Origin of the sequence: Paenibacillus sp. HWE-109, assembly GCF_022163125.1 — a bacterium.
Classification (GTDB): Bacteria; Bacillota; Bacilli; order Paenibacillales; family NBRC-103111; genus Paenibacillus_E.
On record NZ_CP091881.1, the window covers coordinates 1344071 to 1362070 of the forward strand.

Annotated in this window: 13 protein-coding genes; all 13 read left to right on the plus strand. The window is 48.5% G+C overall.

Features of this window, described 5'->3' with window-relative positions:
- The first annotated feature begins 170 nt into the window (after positions 1–170).
- The 13 genes from LOZ80_RS05455 (at position 171) to LOZ80_RS05515 (ending at position 17841) form a co-directional block, all read left to right on the plus strand.
- On the plus strand, positions 171–2378 hold the full coding sequence (locus LOZ80_RS05455; RefSeq protein WP_238172902.1) for a glycosyl hydrolase family 95 catalytic domain-containing protein: 2208 nt from the start codon (positions 171–173) through the stop codon (positions 2376–2378).
- Entirely contained in the window at positions 2348–2500 is a 153-nt protein-coding gene (locus LOZ80_RS05460; protein ID WP_238170475.1) for a hypothetical protein, read from the plus strand. Before LOZ80_RS05455 ends, LOZ80_RS05460 begins: the two co-directional genes overlap by 31 nt.
- Before the next feature lie 107 nt (positions 2501–2607).
- Positions 2608–3630 (plus strand): response regulator, encoded by a 1023-nt coding sequence (locus tag LOZ80_RS05465; RefSeq protein ID WP_238170476.1) that lies wholly within the window; start codon positions 2608–2610, stop codon positions 3628–3630.
- A complete protein-coding gene (locus LOZ80_RS05470; RefSeq protein WP_238170477.1) occupies positions 3630–5435 on the plus strand; it encodes a cache domain-containing sensor histidine kinase in 1806 nt (601 codons plus the stop codon). The genes LOZ80_RS05465 and LOZ80_RS05470 overlap by 1 nt, the downstream gene beginning before the upstream one ends.
- Before the next feature lie 97 nt (positions 5436–5532).
- Positions 5533–6507 (plus strand): ABC transporter permease, encoded by a 975-nt coding sequence (locus LOZ80_RS05475; RefSeq protein WP_238170478.1) that lies wholly within the window; start codon positions 5533–5535, stop codon positions 6505–6507.
- Positions 6508–6522: 15 nt separating this feature from the next.
- Entirely contained in the window at positions 6523–7416 is an 894-nt protein-coding gene (locus tag LOZ80_RS05480) for a carbohydrate ABC transporter permease (protein WP_238170479.1), read from the plus strand.
- A 13-nt stretch (positions 7417–7429) separates the two neighbouring features.
- Positions 7430–9073, plus strand: coding sequence for an ABC transporter substrate-binding protein (locus tag LOZ80_RS05485; RefSeq protein WP_238170480.1), 1644 nt, complete (start codon positions 7430–7432; stop codon positions 9071–9073).
- A 43-nt stretch (positions 9074–9116) separates the two neighbouring features.
- The gene (locus tag LOZ80_RS05490) at positions 9117–10538 is read left to right on the plus strand and encodes a sulfatase family protein (protein ID WP_238170481.1); all 1422 of its coding nucleotides are present in this window, start codon (positions 9117–9119) and stop codon (positions 10536–10538) included.
- Positions 10539–11033: 495 nt separating this feature from the next.
- The gene (locus LOZ80_RS05495) at positions 11034–12023 is read left to right on the plus strand and encodes an SGNH/GDSL hydrolase family protein (protein WP_238170482.1); all 990 of its coding nucleotides are present in this window, start codon (positions 11034–11036) and stop codon (positions 12021–12023) included.
- Positions 12016–13050 (plus strand): zinc-dependent alcohol dehydrogenase, encoded by a 1035-nt coding sequence (locus LOZ80_RS05500; RefSeq protein WP_238170483.1) that lies wholly within the window; start codon positions 12016–12018, stop codon positions 13048–13050. Before LOZ80_RS05495 ends, LOZ80_RS05500 begins: the two co-directional genes overlap by 8 nt.
- 17 nt (positions 13051–13067) lie before the next feature.
- Positions 13068–14195 carry a glycoside hydrolase family 88 protein gene (locus LOZ80_RS05505; protein WP_238170484.1) on the plus strand — a complete coding sequence of 376 codons (1128 nt, stop codon included), beginning with the start codon at positions 13068–13070 and terminating at the stop codon, positions 14193–14195.
- A gap of 25 nt (positions 14196–14220) precedes the next feature.
- Positions 14221–15345 carry an alginate lyase family protein gene (locus tag LOZ80_RS05510; RefSeq protein ID WP_238170485.1) on the plus strand — a complete coding sequence of 375 codons (1125 nt, stop codon included), beginning with the start codon at positions 14221–14223 and terminating at the stop codon, positions 15343–15345.
- 138 nt (positions 15346–15483) lie between these two features.
- The gene (locus tag LOZ80_RS05515; RefSeq protein WP_238172903.1) at positions 15484–17841 is read left to right on the plus strand and encodes a helix-turn-helix domain-containing protein; all 2358 of its coding nucleotides are present in this window, start codon (positions 15484–15486) and stop codon (positions 17839–17841) included.
- Positions 17842–18000 lie beyond the last annotated feature (159 nt).

An 18000-nucleotide genomic window follows, 5' to 3' on the forward strand; every position in this document is an offset into this window, starting at 1 on the left:
CATACTGCTTTTACTCCGGTTTCCGCCAATTAGAGGATCGTAGTTCCTTTTCACGCAAAAAACAAAAAAGGTCATATTGCAGCAAATAAACGCAATGATACCTCCCATGTACGGAGGTATATTTAAATGGAGCGAGGTGTGAGCAATAGGAAAGGGTGTGGGTTTTGTTGATGAAGACAAAGGTGGACTGGCCATCATTTATGGCAAGACATGACATGACTTGGTCTGTTAAGCCGATTTCGTGGGACGAGGGGGCTTTTATCGGCAACGGAGTGATCGGGGCCATGATATATAGTGAGGAACATCGCGATAAACGCAATGTGCTGCGTTTTGTGCTCGGATGCACGGACGTCACAGCGCATAAACCTGGAGGCGGATTCCCGCCTCGTGTGCCGGTTGGCGAGCTGCACCTTGAGCTGGTTGGATGGTATTATCAACCGTCAAGCATTCGCGTTGATTTGTGGAATGCGGAGATGCGGGCGGACATTACAACGACGGTAGGCACGGTGAAGGTTCGCGCTTTCGTCCACAGCCAGGATAAGGTGCTTGCTGTGGAACTGGAAACAAGCGAAGGTGAGAAAGACGCTAGTATGGAGTGGTACGCTTACAGTGAAGTGGACCAGGTGCTCAAGAACGCCGATGGCAGCAACCTGAATCAGTATATCCCGCAGGCAGATGTTACCAGACAGGCTAAGGAGGATGGGTTGACGGTTGGCGTGCAAAGGTTCCAACATGACGGAGGTTGTACGACGGCAAGGCTGGAAGAGCAGGCAGATGAAGGGGCAAACCTGCGCCGGTTATGGCTTTCGATCGGGAACGGTTTCAGTGATCAGACCCAGCAAAAAACGGAAACGAATGTTCGGGAAGCGGCGACGCAATCGTGGGCGGCTTGGGTGGAAGCGCACCGGAGTTGGTGGCATGATTACTATCGCCAAAGTTTTGTTTCCATCCCGGATACGATGCTGGAAGGTTTCTATTGGGTACAAATGTACAAGCTGGCTTCCGCAACCCGCAGCGACGCGATGATCATGGACAATCAAGGACCATGGCTCACGACGACACCATGGGCTGGTGTCTGGTTTAATATGAATGTCCAAATGAGCTATTCACCTGTTTATACATCAGGCCGACTGGAGCTTGGCGAATCGCTCGTTCGTGCTTTTCGCGACAATATGGAGCAGTTAATCCGCAATGTACCTGAGCAGTACCGTGAAGATTCGGCAGGGCTGGGCCGCAGTATGAGCTATGACTTGGTCGGCCCTGTCGGCGCCGAAGTAGGCAACTTGACGTGGGTGTGCCATAACTTATGGAGGCATTACCGCCATGCGATGGACACGCCTATGCTCAAGGAGCTGCTCTTTCCGCTGTTGAAGCGAAGTGTGCAGTACTATTTGCATCTGCTTGAGGAAGGCGATGACGGGAAATGGCATCTGCCCCCGATGATCTCGCCCGAATACGGCTCATTCCTGCAGTTAGCCGTACCGGATACCCATTATGACTTGGCATTGCTGCGCTGGGGCTGCCAAACTTTGCTGCGTATTTGCAGCATCCTTGGCTTAGAGGACCCTGGCCGGGCCCGCTGGGAAGAGACCTTGGCGCAATTAACGCCGCTGCCTGTCGACGAGACTGGCTTCATGGTCGGCGGGGGCCAGCCGCTGGAATTCGGCCATCGGCATTTCAGCCATTTGATGGCTGTCTTCCCGCTGCATCTGGTGAGCGGCGATGCGCCGGAGGAACGAGAGCTCATCATGCACTCGCTGCGCCATTGGCTATCCCGTGAGGGAGACTTGCGCGGTTTCACGTTTACCGGTGCGGCATCCATAGCTGCCGCAGTGGGGGAAGGAGACGAGGCGCTCAAGTACTTGAAAACGCTGATGCATCTTCTGAAACCGAACACGATGTACAAGGAAGCGGGTCCCGTTCTCGAGTCGCCGCTCGCTGGCGCTGAAGCGATTCATGATATGCTGCTGCAAAGCTGGGGAGAAGAGATCAGGGTATTCCCAGCTGTTCCTTCCGAATGGAAGGAAGCTGTGTTCCATGATTTACGAGCCGAGGGCGCATTTGTGATCAGCGCGACGCGTTCGGAAGGAGCTACGGCATGGATCAGGGTCAAAAGCTTGGCCGGACAGCCATGCCGTATTAAGACTGACATGATAGGCGACATTCGGCTGTCCGCAAGCTCGGAGGTGCAGCTTCGTCCTCTGGGCGGCGGCATTTATGAACTTGAGCTGCCGCAGGGCGAAGAAGCTGTGCTCTACAATGCCAACCACACCGCTGCACGCTCATGGGAAATCGAACCTGTACCGGCAGAGAGCCATTTGTGCGGATATTTTGGAGGGCGCAAGCCTTGGCGTCTTTATGGCCTGCCGATGCATTAAAAGGCGTGGCTTTTTGCAATATGGCTGCGATTACTCAGCCGCATGCCCATGTACAGACCGCTCGGCAGGCTTGCCGAACGGTCTGTCTTCATTTTGCATGGTCATTTGGATTACTAGCTTAGGTTTTTTTCGATTTTGATGACGCTGTTCAGGTTTTAAGGGGTATCCAGGTTAACGGGAATCGGGAAATAATAAAGTTGGTTAACATTATAAACAGGGGGGCAAGCGAATGGCCAGAATTGTTATTGTTGACGATGAACCTATCATCGGGATTGGCCTCAAAACGTTAATTTGGGAATATCAACGGTTTAGTGAGATCGATACGTTTACGGACGGTGAGTCCGCGTTGTCGAACATCATGGCTAACCCTCCTGACGTTGTGTTGACGGATATTCGGATGCCGCGTATGGACGGTCTGGAGCTCTGTCGAAATATTCAGCAGCTCAAGCTCTTCACCAAAGTCGTTGTGCTATCAGGATACGGTGATTTTGCTTATGCACAAAAATGTATGTCATACGGCGTACAGGAATATTTGCTGAAACCTATTACAGAAATCGAACTTTTTCCAGTGCTGGATAAAGTGCTCGCCATGCGGGATGCGGCGCTAGTTTCCTTCACCCTTTTTGAACAGTGGATCGATCAATTGGAGGAAGCGGTTTGGATGTTGGATAAGGTCCGGGCTAATGAATTGCTTGAGGTAGGAAAGAGGGAGTTGTTCCCCAGTGATACGGACATTCAGCAGTACCAGCGAGTATGCGATGCTGTCAGGCTGCTGCTCAAGAAACTGAATGCCAGAGGGGCGTACAAGATGGAGGTGAAGCCGCTTTTGGAGGAAAACACAGTCACCACGATAACGTATGAATGGTTTCAGGCCGAAATTGGCCTATGGATCCAGCGGCTGAGCGAGTATCGCAAGCATGAAAGAATCAATGTTCTGGAGGCGGCTATTCAGTACATCGATGAGCATCTTTTCCAGGAGGAGCTTTCACTGGACATGGTTGCTGGGAAGCTGGGCGTAACACCGACCTATTTCAGTCATTATTTTAAGAAAAATACGAACGAGACCTTCGTGCAATACCGGATGCGCAAACGAATTGACAAAGCCAAACAACTGCTTGCCGTTCCACACTACAAAATCATCGATATTGGAGCCGAAGTCGGTTACGAAAGCTACCCCCATTTCTCCAGAGTCTTCAAAAAGGCAACGGGCTATTCCCCTACCGAATATCGCGCGCTGCTTGGGATTAAGTAATGAAACACAGCTTGGTGCGCAAGGTGTACCTTTACTTTGTCATTATTATCGCGCTGACCTTGGTGACGGTGGGGGTTACCGGTTATTGGCGGTCGTCCAACGAATTGGAGAATCAGTATGAAGGGCTGCTGACTCAAATCGTGGATAATGTTCTACATGAAACCGATTTATTCCTGAAAAGCTACGAGCGGGCAACGGTTTCTATTCTAATTTCTCCTGTCGTGAAGGAGGCGCTGGATCTTCCAAACCATTCGACTTCTGGCTTCTATACATCTGAAATAGCTATGAAGGGGGTCTTTCAACCGGTTCTCATCAATAACCCGGAAATATCCATGACATACATTGTCGGTTATAACGGCTTCCAGGCAACGGATTTCAATGTCCACATTGTTCCTTTTAATTATAAAGGCTTTGAAGAATATATTGAACAGATGAAGGAGGACGATGATATAAACGGAAAGCTGACGATTCAGGAATCCGGATTTCTGGACGGACATCTCACACTGATTCGCAAATTGGCGGACCGAACCTCGTCGAAATCGTTCAAAGGCATCATGGGCTTCGAACTCAAGATTGGGGAGTTGAACACGCTCTGGAAGGGGATAAAACTCGGGAAATCCGGGTATTTCTTCATCGTTAACGATCGTGGGAGAATCTTATACCATCCGGATTCAAGCCGGATCGGCAAGCAGCTTGACGGCATGCATTTCAATACGGTTGAAGCGAACAAAGACCAAATTTTTGAATTGCCTGGAGAACCGGGACGGGTTTTCTTTAGTCGCAAGTCCGACTACTCCGGATGGACGCTGGTGGCTAGCATGTCGGTTGCTGAACAGAGCAAGCCGATATCAGACTTGCGGCAAACAACGCTGCTTGTAGGTATCTTTACATTGATTTTAGCCTTATTTCTAGCTTATCGTTTCGGACAATCTATCGTTCGTCCAGTCCGACTTCTGGAAAACGGGATGCGTCAGACGGCCAAAGGTCAGTGGACTCGAGTACCTCTGACTGGAAGCCGTGATGAGATGGATCAGCTTATTACCAGCTACAATACGATGGTTACCCGGCTGGAAGAGCTTGTCGATCGGGTTTATGAGACCGAGCTGCGCAATCAGGACAATTTAATGAAACGGCAGCTGGCCGAATTTCAATCGCTGCAATTACAGATTAATCCACACTTCTTGTACAACACGTTGGAAATTATTATTTGTTACGCCGTGATCCAGAAATCAAGTGAGATCAAAGACATCGTTCGATCTCTGTCGTATATGCTGCGCTATTCCATACGCACCGATTTGGAGAAAATTACGGTAGCCAACGAGCTTAAACACGTTCTGTATTTTATGGCTATTATGAAATATCGCAATCAGCGGGAATTTGAAATCGATGTTCGCATCAGTACGGATTACTTGCTGGACAGTATGGTTCGCTTGACGCTGCAGCCCTTGGTCGAGAATGTGTTTAAGCATGCGTTTCCCTATGGGATCGAGGATACTCACACGATTATTATTGACGCCTGGAAGGATGAAACGGATTTTTATGTCATTGTGGAAGATAATGGCTGCGGTATTGAAGCGGAGACGCTTCTGCAAATAAATACGCGTTTCCGGAACAGCCGGGAGGAGAGTCTGCTGGATACACAACCCACATTCGAAGGCAGCATCGGGCTGCTTAATGTGCATAATCGCATTCAGATGGTATTCGGAGAACAGTATGGACTTTCGATCCAAAGCGACCTGGGTGTAGGTACGAAGGTTACGATTCGCATGCCGTCGTCCAGCGCAAAAAAAGTCATGCCGGTGTAAAACAGCACAATGCCCGGCTGTCCCTATTTTTTGTATGCTACATATAGGAAAGACATCAAACATACCGAGTCATGGACATCGAGAGAGGGAGGGATTTATGGAAGTTTCGGCTAGCAAGAGGGGGATATTGTCTGCATCTGTCGTTAAAAAGGAAAGTTACTTGTCTAGACTGAAGAAGAACGCATCCAGCCATTGGCAGCTCTACGTGCTTATGCTGCTGCCGATTATTTATTTGCTCATATTCAAGTACGTTCCGATGTATGGGGCTTTGATTGCCTTCAAAAATTATATTCCGACTAAAGGGGTATGGGGCAGTGAATGGGTTGGTCTGAAGCATTTCGATCGTTTTTTCCATTCGTATGAGTTTGTGCGGATTATGAAAAATACGATCCTGCTCAGCATCTATAGTTTATTTGCGGGGTTTCCGTTCCCAATTATTCTTGCGCTATCCTTGAATTACGTCAACGCTCGGTTCTTTAAGAAAACCGTGCAAATGATTACTTACGCACCGCATTTTATTTCTGTCGTCGTGATGGTAGGCATCATTCTCCAAATGATGGACCCGCGGGTTGGCCTCGTTCAAACGATTATGAAATATTTCGGCTTGCCGACAATCAATTTCATGGGCATACCTGAATGGTTTTCACACGTTTTTGTCTGGTCCGGTATTTGGCAAAACGTTGGTTTTTCCTGCATCATCTATTTGGCAGCGCTTGCAGCTGTCGATCCTTCGCTGCACGAGGCAGCGGTTGTGGATGGGGCCAATAAAGTACAGCGAATGTGGCACGTCGACTTGCCAGGTATTATGCCGGTTGCTGTTATCTTGCTGATCATGAACACCGGCCATGTGCTGGACATAGGCTTCGAAAAGGTATTGCTGATGCAGAATCCGCTGAATATGAGCTCATCTGAGGTCATTGATACTTTTGTGTACAAAGTTGGATTGGCATCAACAGCCATCAACTATTCCTACTCGTCAGCCATTGGATTGTTCAAATCAGTCATTAATCTGGTCCTGCTGGTTCTCGTCAACCGGATAGCCAGAAAGTTGGGGCAAACCAGTCTGTGGTAATAAGGAGGCACGTCTATGACGGGAAGCATTAAAGAAAGTGCAGATGACAGGCTTTTTACAATTGTGAATTACATCATCCTATTCATTTTTACGATTACGATTCTATATCCGCTGGTTTACATTGTCAGCGCTTCCTTCAGCTCATCCACAGCAGTTATTTCCGGCAGAGTCTGGTTGTATCCGGTCGAGCCGACGCTAGCGGGTTATGAAGCGGTATTCAAGCATCGTTTAATTATGTCGAGCTTTTTGAATTCAGTCTTTTATACCGTAGTGGGAACGACGATCAATGTGCTCTTTACACTCATTGCGGCTTATCCGATGTCCAGAAAAGATTTTATGCCACGCAATAGCATTATGGCTTTGTTTGTATTCACAATGATGTTTTCTGGCGGATTGATCCCGTCTTATCTGGTTGTGAAAGAGCTAGGTATGATCGACACAAGGTGGTCTTTAATTATTCCGGGAGCTCTTGCCGTCATGAATATGATTATTGCTCGCACGTATTTTCAAACGACCATTCCGGATGAATTGCTTGAAGCGGCTCAAATGGATGGATGCAGTGATTTTACGTTTGTGCGGAAAATCGTACTTCCTTTGTCAGGTCCGATCATCGCTGTTATCTCTTTGTTTTACGCAGTCGGACATTGGAATCAATATTTTAACGCACTGCTTTATTTAAAACATCAGGAGTTGTACCCAATTCAACTGGTATTAAGGGATATTTTGGTGCAAAACGAGGTCGACGCGTCGATGATCACCGACGTTGCCGATCAAGCAGCAAGGGATGGCCTGCGGGAGCTTTTGAAGTTTTCCCTTATCGTCGTGTCTACGCTGCCCGTACTCATCATCTATCCATTCATACAAAGGCATTTTGTCAAAGGCATGATGATTGGATCACTCAAAGGCTAAAGGGGGTTTTTACATGAAAAAAGGGTTAACAGCTTTAGTAGCAGTTACCGCTTCTCTAGCGCTTCTAAGCGCATGTGCGGACAGCGGACAAAAGGGTGCAGATCCAAAGAAGGAAGCAGGCAGTGACGATCAAGTAACAGCAGCAGGGGTATTCCCGATCACGAAAGAAAAGACGACGCTAAGGGTTATGGTCAAAGGCTCCAGCATTGTTGAAAACTTCGCAACGAATGAATTCACCAAGTGGCTGGAGGAGAAAACGAACATTCACATCGATTGGGAAGTCGCTCCAGAAAAAACATTTGCAGAGAAACTGAACGTTTCACTCGCAAGCGGCGATTATCCGGATGTCCTGCTTAATATGAGCGTGTCGCCGGTTCAGCAGTCGATTTACGGTAAGGATGGCGTGTTTATTCCGCTGAACCCGTATATTGATAAATATGGCGTTGAAATGAAAAAGATGTTCGAGCAGGTTTCCTATGTCAAAGATCTGATTACGATGCCTGACGGCAAAATTTATTCGGTCCCTCAGGTGAATGATTGCTACCACTGCTCACTCGGTCAAAAGATGTGGATTAATCAAACATGGCTAGACAAGCTCGGATTGAAAATGCCGGAAACGACGGACGAGTTTTATCAAGTACTCAAAGCTTTCAAAGAAAAAGATCCTAACGGCAACGGCAAGGCAGATGAGATCCCGCTAGTCGGCGCTACCAACGGCCCTTCCTCGACACTGGACTTGTTTTTGACCAGCGCTTTTGTCGAGAAGGATTTCAACTTGAAATTTGTTAAGGACGGTAAGATTCAAGTTGCCTATAATCAACCGGAGTGGAAGGAATCTTTGAAGTATATTCATAAACTGTTTGCTGAAGGTTTAATATCTCCGCAATCGTTTACACAGGATAGAAACCAGTTGAAACAAATGGGCATGAACCCGGAGATCCCGATCGCAGGAGCTATCGCCTCCCAAAACCAAACGGTATTTGTCGATGCGGATAACCCGAGATTCAAAGATTATGTATCCGTACCGCCACTCAAAGGACCGTCTGGCATACGCTCAACTGCGTATAATCCATATGCGGTATCTACAGGCCAATACGTCGTTACCAATAAGGCCAAAAATCCCGCTGCCGCTTTCCGTATGGCTGACTTGCTGCTTTCAGAAGAAGCGACACTGCGCAGCACGCAGGGCCGCCCGGATCAGGAGTGGGTGCGTCCAGCGCAAGGTGAGCTAGGCGTTAACGGCAAGCAAGCGAAATGGAAACCGATTGCCACGTTTGGCAAGCTGCAGAACATTCACTGGGCACAGGCGGGACCTTCGCTGCGGACCAACGATTTGCGTTTAAGCGTCGTAGCGGATCCGAAAAATTCACTTGAACTTATTTTGTATAATGAAACTAAAAAATACGAGCCTTACGCAACCGATCCAAGCAAAATTGTGCCGCCATTGTTCTTCACCAACGAACAAGCAGAGGAGCTTTCTACGCTTGAGAAGACGCTTACGGACTACCGCACTGAATTTTTTGCGAAGACGGTTACAGGATCGCTGGACATTGACAAGGAGTGGAACAACTATTTGGGCACTCTGGACAAAATGAACATCAAACGCTACCTGGAAATTTATCAGCAAGCCTATACCCAGTATAAATCGAAAAAGTAACCGCATCCGAGAGTAATTCTGTCTCGTGAGAGTGAGGTAGAAGATGAAAGAAAAGAACACAAAGAAGCTTTCAACCGGAAAACCTTTGCCCGGTAAACCTAATGTGTTGTTTCTCATTGCGGACGATCATCGTGGTGAAGCCATTGGCGCGTTCGGCGATGAAACGGTGCAGACGCCAGTATTGGATTCGCTGGCTGCCAGCGGGACATCTTGCCGCAACACGCATATATTCGGCGGCCTAAGCGGAGCGGTTTGTGCGCCGAGCAGAGCGTGCGTCCATACGGGCATCCCGATTTTCCGGGCGATGATCGGCAAAGACATGACGAACCGGGAGCATTCGAGCGTTATTCGTCCGGATGTTCGGATCATGCCGCAAACGATGAAAGAGGCTGGATACCTGACGCATGCGATCGGCAAATGGCATAACGACAAGGCAAGCTTCGCTCGAAGTTTCGAGGGAGGGGATAAGCTGGCTTTTCACGGAATGAGCGAGCATACGAAGGTTCCTGTGCACGACTATGACGTGACCGGGGCTTATCCGAAGGAAAAGGAGTATGTGGAACATACGTTCTCGACGGAGTTGTTTACGGACGCCGCCGTTAACTTTATCGAGGATTATCAGGAGGATCGGCCGTTTTTCCTGTATGTAGCTTATACTGCGCCGCATGATCCCCGAACCGCACCAGAGCCGTATGCAAGCATGTACGACAAATCCGGCATTCCGCTGCCTCCGAACTTTGTGGGGGAGCATCCATTCGATACCGGCGATATGACGGTTAGGGACGAGAAGCTTGCAAGATGGCCGAGGGACGAAGACGAAATTCGAGGGCATATAGCCGATTACTATGCGATGATAAGCCATATGGACGCGCAAATCGGTAGAGTCATCGAAGCGCTGAAGGCTAAGGGCATCTATGACGATACACTTATCGTATATACGGCGGATCATGGCTTGGCGGTCGGGCAGCACGGACTTATGGGCAAACAAAACCTTTACGAGCACAGCGTGCGCATACCGCTTATTTTCCGTGGGCCAGGCGTGCCGGTGGGCAAGCAGGAGCTTGCGCTGGCCAGCAATATCGATATTTTTCCTACTGTTGCCGGGTTATGCGGCGTCGATCTGCCGGAGGAAACGGAAGGCATAAGTCTATGCCCCATCTTTGCAGGGGAAATTGATGGCGTTCGCGGTATCGTGGGTTCGGTTTATCGAGATGTCCAGCGGATGGTCACGGACGGAAGATGGAAGCTGATCCGTTATTATCGCTCCCCAGAAACGAACAAAGGAACGGAACGAATCCAGTTGTTCGATCTGCGGAGCGATCCTTGGGAAACGCAAGATTTGTCGGCAGAGCCGGCAAATGCCGAGGTCATCGAACGGCTTGCCTCCGAATTGGCTTCATGGATGCAAGCTAGCGGCGATATCATGCAGGATAAGCCGGTGATTCCTGTTGCACCCTTGGCTTGAGCCAAGGTCTGATTGCATAAAGAGTCGCGGAAATCGCGGCTTTTTGTTTTCATAATGTATTTGGAGTGGGAGAGGAGTTCCCCGGCTGCCTTGTGCAGAGGTATCAAGCTATCTCGCGCGAGACAGCTGACTTGCGCAGAGCAACCCATGCGTCTCGCGCAAGAGGGAACCAGCTGCCTTGCGCAGAGCAACCCAGCAGCCTTGCGCGAAAGGGAACTACAGTACGCTATTTCAGTCTAAAGTGTCAATATTGCGAGGGTGAGGGAACTACGGTACGCTATTTTGCTGTTTGGTGGGAAATTCAGCGCTTTTGGCGGAAATAAGGCCCTGTAGTTCCGCTAACCCGCTGGCATCTCTGCTTTTTGCCTAAATAGCGTCCTACAGTTCCCTTACATAGAGTGAATAAGTCAGCTGAACGCGCATATTACAAAATGTCTCACATTGGCAGAATAGGACTTCCTAGCTTGCCTATTTTACAAAGAGGTGAATGGAAGCATGCAAACGATTGAACTAAATAAAGAGTGGTTTCGAGGGGCCGTTTCCATCGAAACGACGGATGCTGGACTCCGGCCATGGCGATTGCCGCATGATCAGCTCAGCTTGTACGCCTCTAAATTGGTGGAGAAAGCAGGGGAAGCAGCGGGTGTTCGAGTTGCTTTTGTAAGCGATTCGACTTCAGTGGAGCTGCATGTCGCTAGAACGGATAAAGATCTACGATTTGACATCGTGATTGAAGATGAATTAGTCGCAACCAAATCGCTTCTTGCAGGAGAAGAAATTTGTTTATTTACAAACTTGCCAGGCAGCATGAAGCGGGTTGACATTTATTTGTCCCAAGAAGCTACGGTTATTGTGAAAGCACTAAAAGTCGATGAAGGGGCATCGGCCGCTCCGTTGCCAAACAATCAGCCCCGCTGGGTCGCCTACGGCAGCTCGATTACGCAGTGCAGCTCAGCTGCAAGTCCTGCTCTGACTTGGCCCGCAATCGTAGCACGCAGCAAAGGTTGGGACCTGACCTGTTTGGGATTTGCCGGGCAATGCCATCTGGAACCGATGGTTGCTCGCGTCATCCGTGACCTTCCCGCTGACGTTATTTCCTTGTGCCTCGGCATTAATGTGATGGGAGGCAATAGTTTAAATATCCGGACGTTTCGTTCGGCTATTATTGGCATGGTGTCGATCATTCGGGAAAAGCATCGCAACACGCCCCTATTTATATTTTCGCCTATTTATTGCCCTCACAGGGAAACGGATGAAAACATAGTAGGGATGAACTTGGTTGCAATGAGGGAAGAAATCCAGGAAGCGGTGACTATTTTAACTGCTTACGGGGATTCCAATCTTACTTATATAAACGGTCTGGATATTCTTGGAGAAGCTTATGTTGGCATGCTCCCAGACCATCTGCATCCGAACACGGAAGGCAATAAAATAATGGCAAATCATATACTGGATAAATGGATAGGGGTTAATAAAAATGGTTAGAAAAATGTCTGTTCCACCCATGCAGTTGGTCGATTATGATGGCGAGGGTACGCAGTTGTGCGCGGTTGTGGAGGAAATTGGGTCTATCACGTTAAAAAGGGCGCTAATTCCCGAACCTGCTGAAGGCGAAGTAAGGGTAAAGGTGAAGTGGGTCGGCATATGCGGCAGTGATGTGGAAGTATTTCGCGGGGCTCGCGAGCCCGAGTTTGTCTCGTATCCGACAAGGCTTGGGCATGAAGTGGCTGGCGTTATCGATAAAATAGGACCCAATGTCATCGGTCTCAAGGTGGGAGATCCTGTAGCACTTCGCTATATTTGGGGAGCATTCGCTGAATATGTTTGCTGTACGCCTTTTTCTGTCAAAGTTCTTCCACAGGCGCTTCCTCTCATTGAAGGTTCGCTGATCGAGGTGCTCCCCGGCATTATTCATGCGGCAGAGCTTGGCGATATTTCACCTCACAAAAATGTGCTGATCACCGGACAAGGCGTCAGCGGCTTGGTGATGACGCAGGTAGTTAGCTTGTATAGCCCGCGGAACCTTGTGGTAACGGATTTGTTCGATGAAAAGTTGGAACTTGCCCGCAAGTACGGGGCAACCCATACCTATAAGATGCCGTCGCCAGACGCGAATACGTTGGACATTTTGGGCAAAGATTTCCCGGATGGCTTCGATGTGGTCATTCCCTGCTTGTTGGAGGGGGACGGGATGGTTGATGCGATTGATGTTGCTTCCCAGAATGGGCGCATCGTCATGTACGGGTGCATTGGGACTTGCCATAAGCCGGTCGATTTCTTCAAAATTCATAAGAAGAGGCTCGACATTTTCTCAACGGAACCGAAGCGGGATATCGATAATCGCCATTATTTCAACAAAGGCTTGCAGCTGGTGCTGGATGGACTTGTCAATACGGAGGAAATGATCACGCATGTGGTCCACTTAAGCAACATTGCCGAAGCGTTTAAGCTGCGTAATGAGCATAAAGGCGACACGATTCATGTCATGATTGATTGTGAAACGAACGTATGACGAGAGATCGAAGATCGATGGCTAACTTTACAGGCATGCAGGAAGAACCATGGTCTGGATGGTGGAGTCAGCTTCAAACGAAAGTGGATCGGATGATGGAACAAATGGGGGATAAATGCCCGCATGCGTCCGTGTCTGGTGTTTATGACGATGTGATCCTGGACTGGTGGACTTCCGGTTTTTGGCCAGGCATGATGTGGATCCTATACGATATGACGGGCAAAGAATCGTATCGTCAGGCTGCATGGTCATGGGATGAGCGGATCGAACAGTGCTTTTTGCGGGAGAATCGGTTCCATCATGATGTAGGGTTTCAATTTTTAAGCACGGCTGTGATTAAATATAAGCTGACGGGTGACGCTGACGCCAGGCGCAGAGGGCTGCAGGCTGCGAACCTATTAGCTGGCCGCTTTAACTTGGCCGGAGGATTTATAAGGGCGCAAAATCAGGCAGACCGTCCCGGAGGTTCGATCATCGATACGATGATGAACTTGTCGATCTTGTTTTGGGCATCGCAGGAGTCGGGCGATCCGAGATTTGCTCAAATCGCGCGTGCACACGCGGATACGGTGCTGCGGCATACACTCCGCGAAGACGGTTCATCGCATCACATTACCGTGTTCGATGCGAATACAGGTGATGTGAAGGAATACTTGGGAGGTCAAGGGTATTCGCCGACCTCCTCTTGGAGCCGGGGGCAGGCTTGGGCTTTGTATGGCATGGCCAATACATACAAGTATACGGGGGACAGCAAATATTTGGACGCCGCCAAGCGTACGGCGAATTATTATCTTAGCTGTCTTCCCGATGATTACGTCGCCTATTGGGATTTCCGTGTGCCGGATGTAACCGGAGAGCCAAGAGATACGTCAGCCGCAAGCATCGGGGCCTCCGGTCTTCTGGCAATCGCAGAGCAGCTGCCCCCGGAAGAAGGAAAGGTGTACCGTAAAGCTGCAGAATCGATCATGCATTCCTTGTCGCATAATTTCAGCACGCTGGACCGGCCTGAATTCGAAGGCATTTTGCTTGAAGCTACAGGCAACAAGCCCGTCAATAAGGATGTCAACGTATCGCTGATTTACGGTGATTATTACTACTTGGAAGCGATGGCTAAGCTGATGGGCTGGGACAATGATATATTTTAAACAGTGCAAGGAGCGGGTATAGACTATGATGAATCTAGCAAAAGCAAGCGAGCAGAACGAACGCCTCTCCTTATTTGACATGAAGTGGATTATCAAGCAAGCCGATGTGTCAATGAAGGAAAGCCCTGTTCCTATTACGAGTGCCAGAGCTGCCACAAGCGAAGGCGGCTTGCACGATTATTATTCGAACGGTGATTACTGGTGGCCAAACCCCGATACCGCAGACGGACTGCCTTATGTACGATTGGATGGCGAAAGCAATCCCGATAATTTCGACAGCCATCGGCTGTTATTGCGAAGCATGAGAACCCATGTGGCGAACTTGGCCGCTGGGTATTCGGTGACTGGAAACGAGGCTTACGCAGAGAAAGCGGTAACGTTTTTACAGGAGTTTTTCCTGGATGAAGCGACGAAGATGAATCCGCATCTCCTCTATGCGCAAGCTATACCCGGTATTTGCTCCGGCAGAGGCATCGGTATTATTGATACCCTGCATTTGATCGATGTGCCGTTCGCTATTGAGGCTCTGAAAGCTTCAACTCGTATGACCGCCGACATGTATCAGGGACTTCAGAGGTGGTTTGCCGACTATTTAACATGGATGAGCACACATGAGAATGGCATCGAAGAGATGAATGCGCCTAATAACCATGGAGTTTGCTGGTTCGTGCAGGCGGCTGCATTTGCCTGGTTTACGAATAATGAAGAAATGCTTCGCTTTTGCAGGCAAAGGTTCAAAGAATCGCTGCTCCCTGACCAAATGGCCCCAGACGGCAGCTTCCCGCGTGAGTTAGCGCGCACGAAACCGTATGGCTACGCGATATTCGTGCTGGATAATATGGTGACGCTGTGTCACATTCTTTCGACGCCGGAACATAACTTGTGGAACTTCGAGCTGCCTGATGGTCGTGGAATCCGCAAAGGCCTGTCCTACCTGTTCCCTTATTTGCAGGATAAATCCACTTGGCCGTATCCTCCGGACGTAGAGCATTTCGAAGGCTGGCCGGCTAAGGTCTCATCCCTGTTGTTCGCAGGGCTGGCGCTTGACAGTAAGGCGTATATAGAACTGTGGAACAGCCTTGATTCGGACCCTTCGGACATGGAAGTTCGTCGCAACATCGCGATCCGTCAGCCCTTGCTGTGGGTATGATAGTATCATCGAAAGGATCTTCGCTGCCAGCGGAAGGTCCTTTTTGCTTTGCGTACAGGTATTGCAACTTTGATGAAGAGAAGATACAATTTCTAGTAAATTGGATTACGCGGAAGGGATGGTGATCTTGTTTTGAAAATGCCTTTTATTTTACGCCTTGTCGGCAGTCGCAAAAGTGCACTTTCGACGATAATCGCCTCCAATTTATTTATTCTTTTGATACCGCTTGCAATGGGGCTTTTTCTGTACGCAAAAGTAGAACAAAGCCTTGAGCGAAGCACGACAAAGTCCAATGCGGCCATGCTGGAGCAGTTGAAACTATCCCTCGATAACAAATTGTCGGAAGTGGATACGCTGATGCGGCAGGTTGTATTTGACCCGAAGCTGGATTATATGCTGCGAATCCCGGCCAACTCGAATGATTTTGATAAATATGAGTTTATCCAATTTATGCGGGACAAGATGAGTAAGTATCACAGTATGACCAGCAATTTTATTCTCGATTACTACGTATATTTCGCAAGCAGCGATACGATTGTGAAATCGGATGTGGTAACGGACTCGCGGACCTTTTACTCGATCTATTACGCCTATAAGAATATGCCCTATGAGGGATGGCGCCAGTTGATGGATAAGGAGCATAACATGTCTTACCTGCCGGTAGCGTCCCTATCCAGCGGGGCAGATCAGGCACCGAAGGATGTTATCACTTATATACAAACACTTCCCATTCATTCACAATCCCAAAATCTCGGCAATTTCACGGTATTGATTGACGTCGACCAGGTTAAGCAATTGTTCGCGCAGCTGGAATCGGCCAGCCATAGCTCCGTTTATATTATTGACAACGCAGGCAATACGATTATGAGCAACAGCGAAGCCCCCTTTCCTTCCGATTTGTTAGGGCGCATTCAAGGTAGATCAGGTCCGTTCGATTACCGGCTCGGGAGTGTGGATCAAGTCGTTTCCGTCACATCCTCCCAAAAAGCAGGCTGGAAATATGTATCGATCATGCCCAACGATGTTTTTATGCAGCAAGTTAATCAAATTCAAAGCTGGTCTATCGGCCTGTTCATCCTTTGCTTGATTTGCGGTTTAGTGGCTGTCAGTATCGGAGCCTATCGCACGTATAAGCCTCTGCGGAAAACGGTAAACGCCATTATGCGCGGAAAAGAAATAATCAAACGTCCTTCCTCGAATGAATACGAGTTTATCCGGCAAACGATGGAAGGCTCCATTCATGAAGAGAAAAACCTGCGCATGGCCTTAACGCAGCAAATTCCGTTTATCCGAGCCAACTACTTGTCACGTCTTCTGAATGGTCGCATGGATGTGGACATATCGATTGAAAATGGAGAATCCCTGCAGTTTATGAATTTGACATTCATAAGCGATTGCTTTGCAGTCCTGATTGTCAAAATTGAGGATGGCTATGCCTTAGTGGAAGAAGATGAACAGCAATGGGCACATGCAAGGTTCATTATTTCGAATATCGGTACGGATCTGATTTCAGCCAACCATAAAGGGTTTTCCGTGGAACTCGACCGAGATCGCATTGCACTTCTCATTAACTTGACAGCAAATCGGGAGAAATTCGCCGAATCGGATATCCGGGAAATCGCTGACTCGCTCTTCAGAATCATCTCGCAAAGATTCCAAATTGGCATGACGATCGCCGTAGGCGGGATTCATTCGGGGCCAAAAGCCATTCGCGATTCTTATCCCGAAGCACTGGCAGCCCTTGAATACAGGTTGATTCTGGGGAAACATACGACGATTCATTTCCAAGATATCCTCGAAGTGAAACAGCACTATTATTATCCGCTTGAAGTTGAGATACAGCTCATTAACTTTGTTCGCGGCGGGGATACGGAGAATGTGGAAAAGCTGTTGGACAAAATTTATTCGATGAATTTCGATTCCAGCCATATCACGCCAGAGCTGGGACGATGCCTATTTTTCAATGTGACAAGCACGCTCTTGAAAATTATTAATTCCACCAATACCAATCAAGATGAGGTACTTGGCGCGGGTTTCGATCCCATCAAGGAAGTGTTTAGTTATCCAACTGCGCAAGGGATGTATACCAAGACAAAAGAGTTTTACGAGACGCTGACCCGCTCGTTTAATTTGGAACGATCCGATCACAGTGTTCAGAGACTCCAGGAGATCGTTTGCATAGTCCATGACAACTTAGATGACTCCAACCTTGGTGTTGCCCAAATTGCTGAACGTATTCAGATGACACCGCAATATCTTTCCACGTTTTTCAAAAAGCACCAAGGGCAAAACTTGCTGGATTACATCACACATAAACGGATTCAACAAGCGAAGCAGCTAATGGAAAACAAAGAATGGACGATAGCACAGATTGCCAAGAAAATCGGCTACAATAATGATGTCGTCTTCATCCGAGCGTTCAAAAAGCTCGAGGGTGTAACACCGGGCAAGTACCGGGAGACCATGCAGCTGGAAATTACCGGCGCAGATAAGTAAAAGCAGCCTCTTGGGGCTGCTTTATTTAAATATAAGAGTTTATATGTTTTGGAGTGAGCGCGGAGTTATTCCAGACGCCTTGTACGAACAGAGGGAGGGAACTACAGTCCGCTATTCTAGCCAAAAGTATCCATATCGCGGGGGGTAGGGAACTACAGT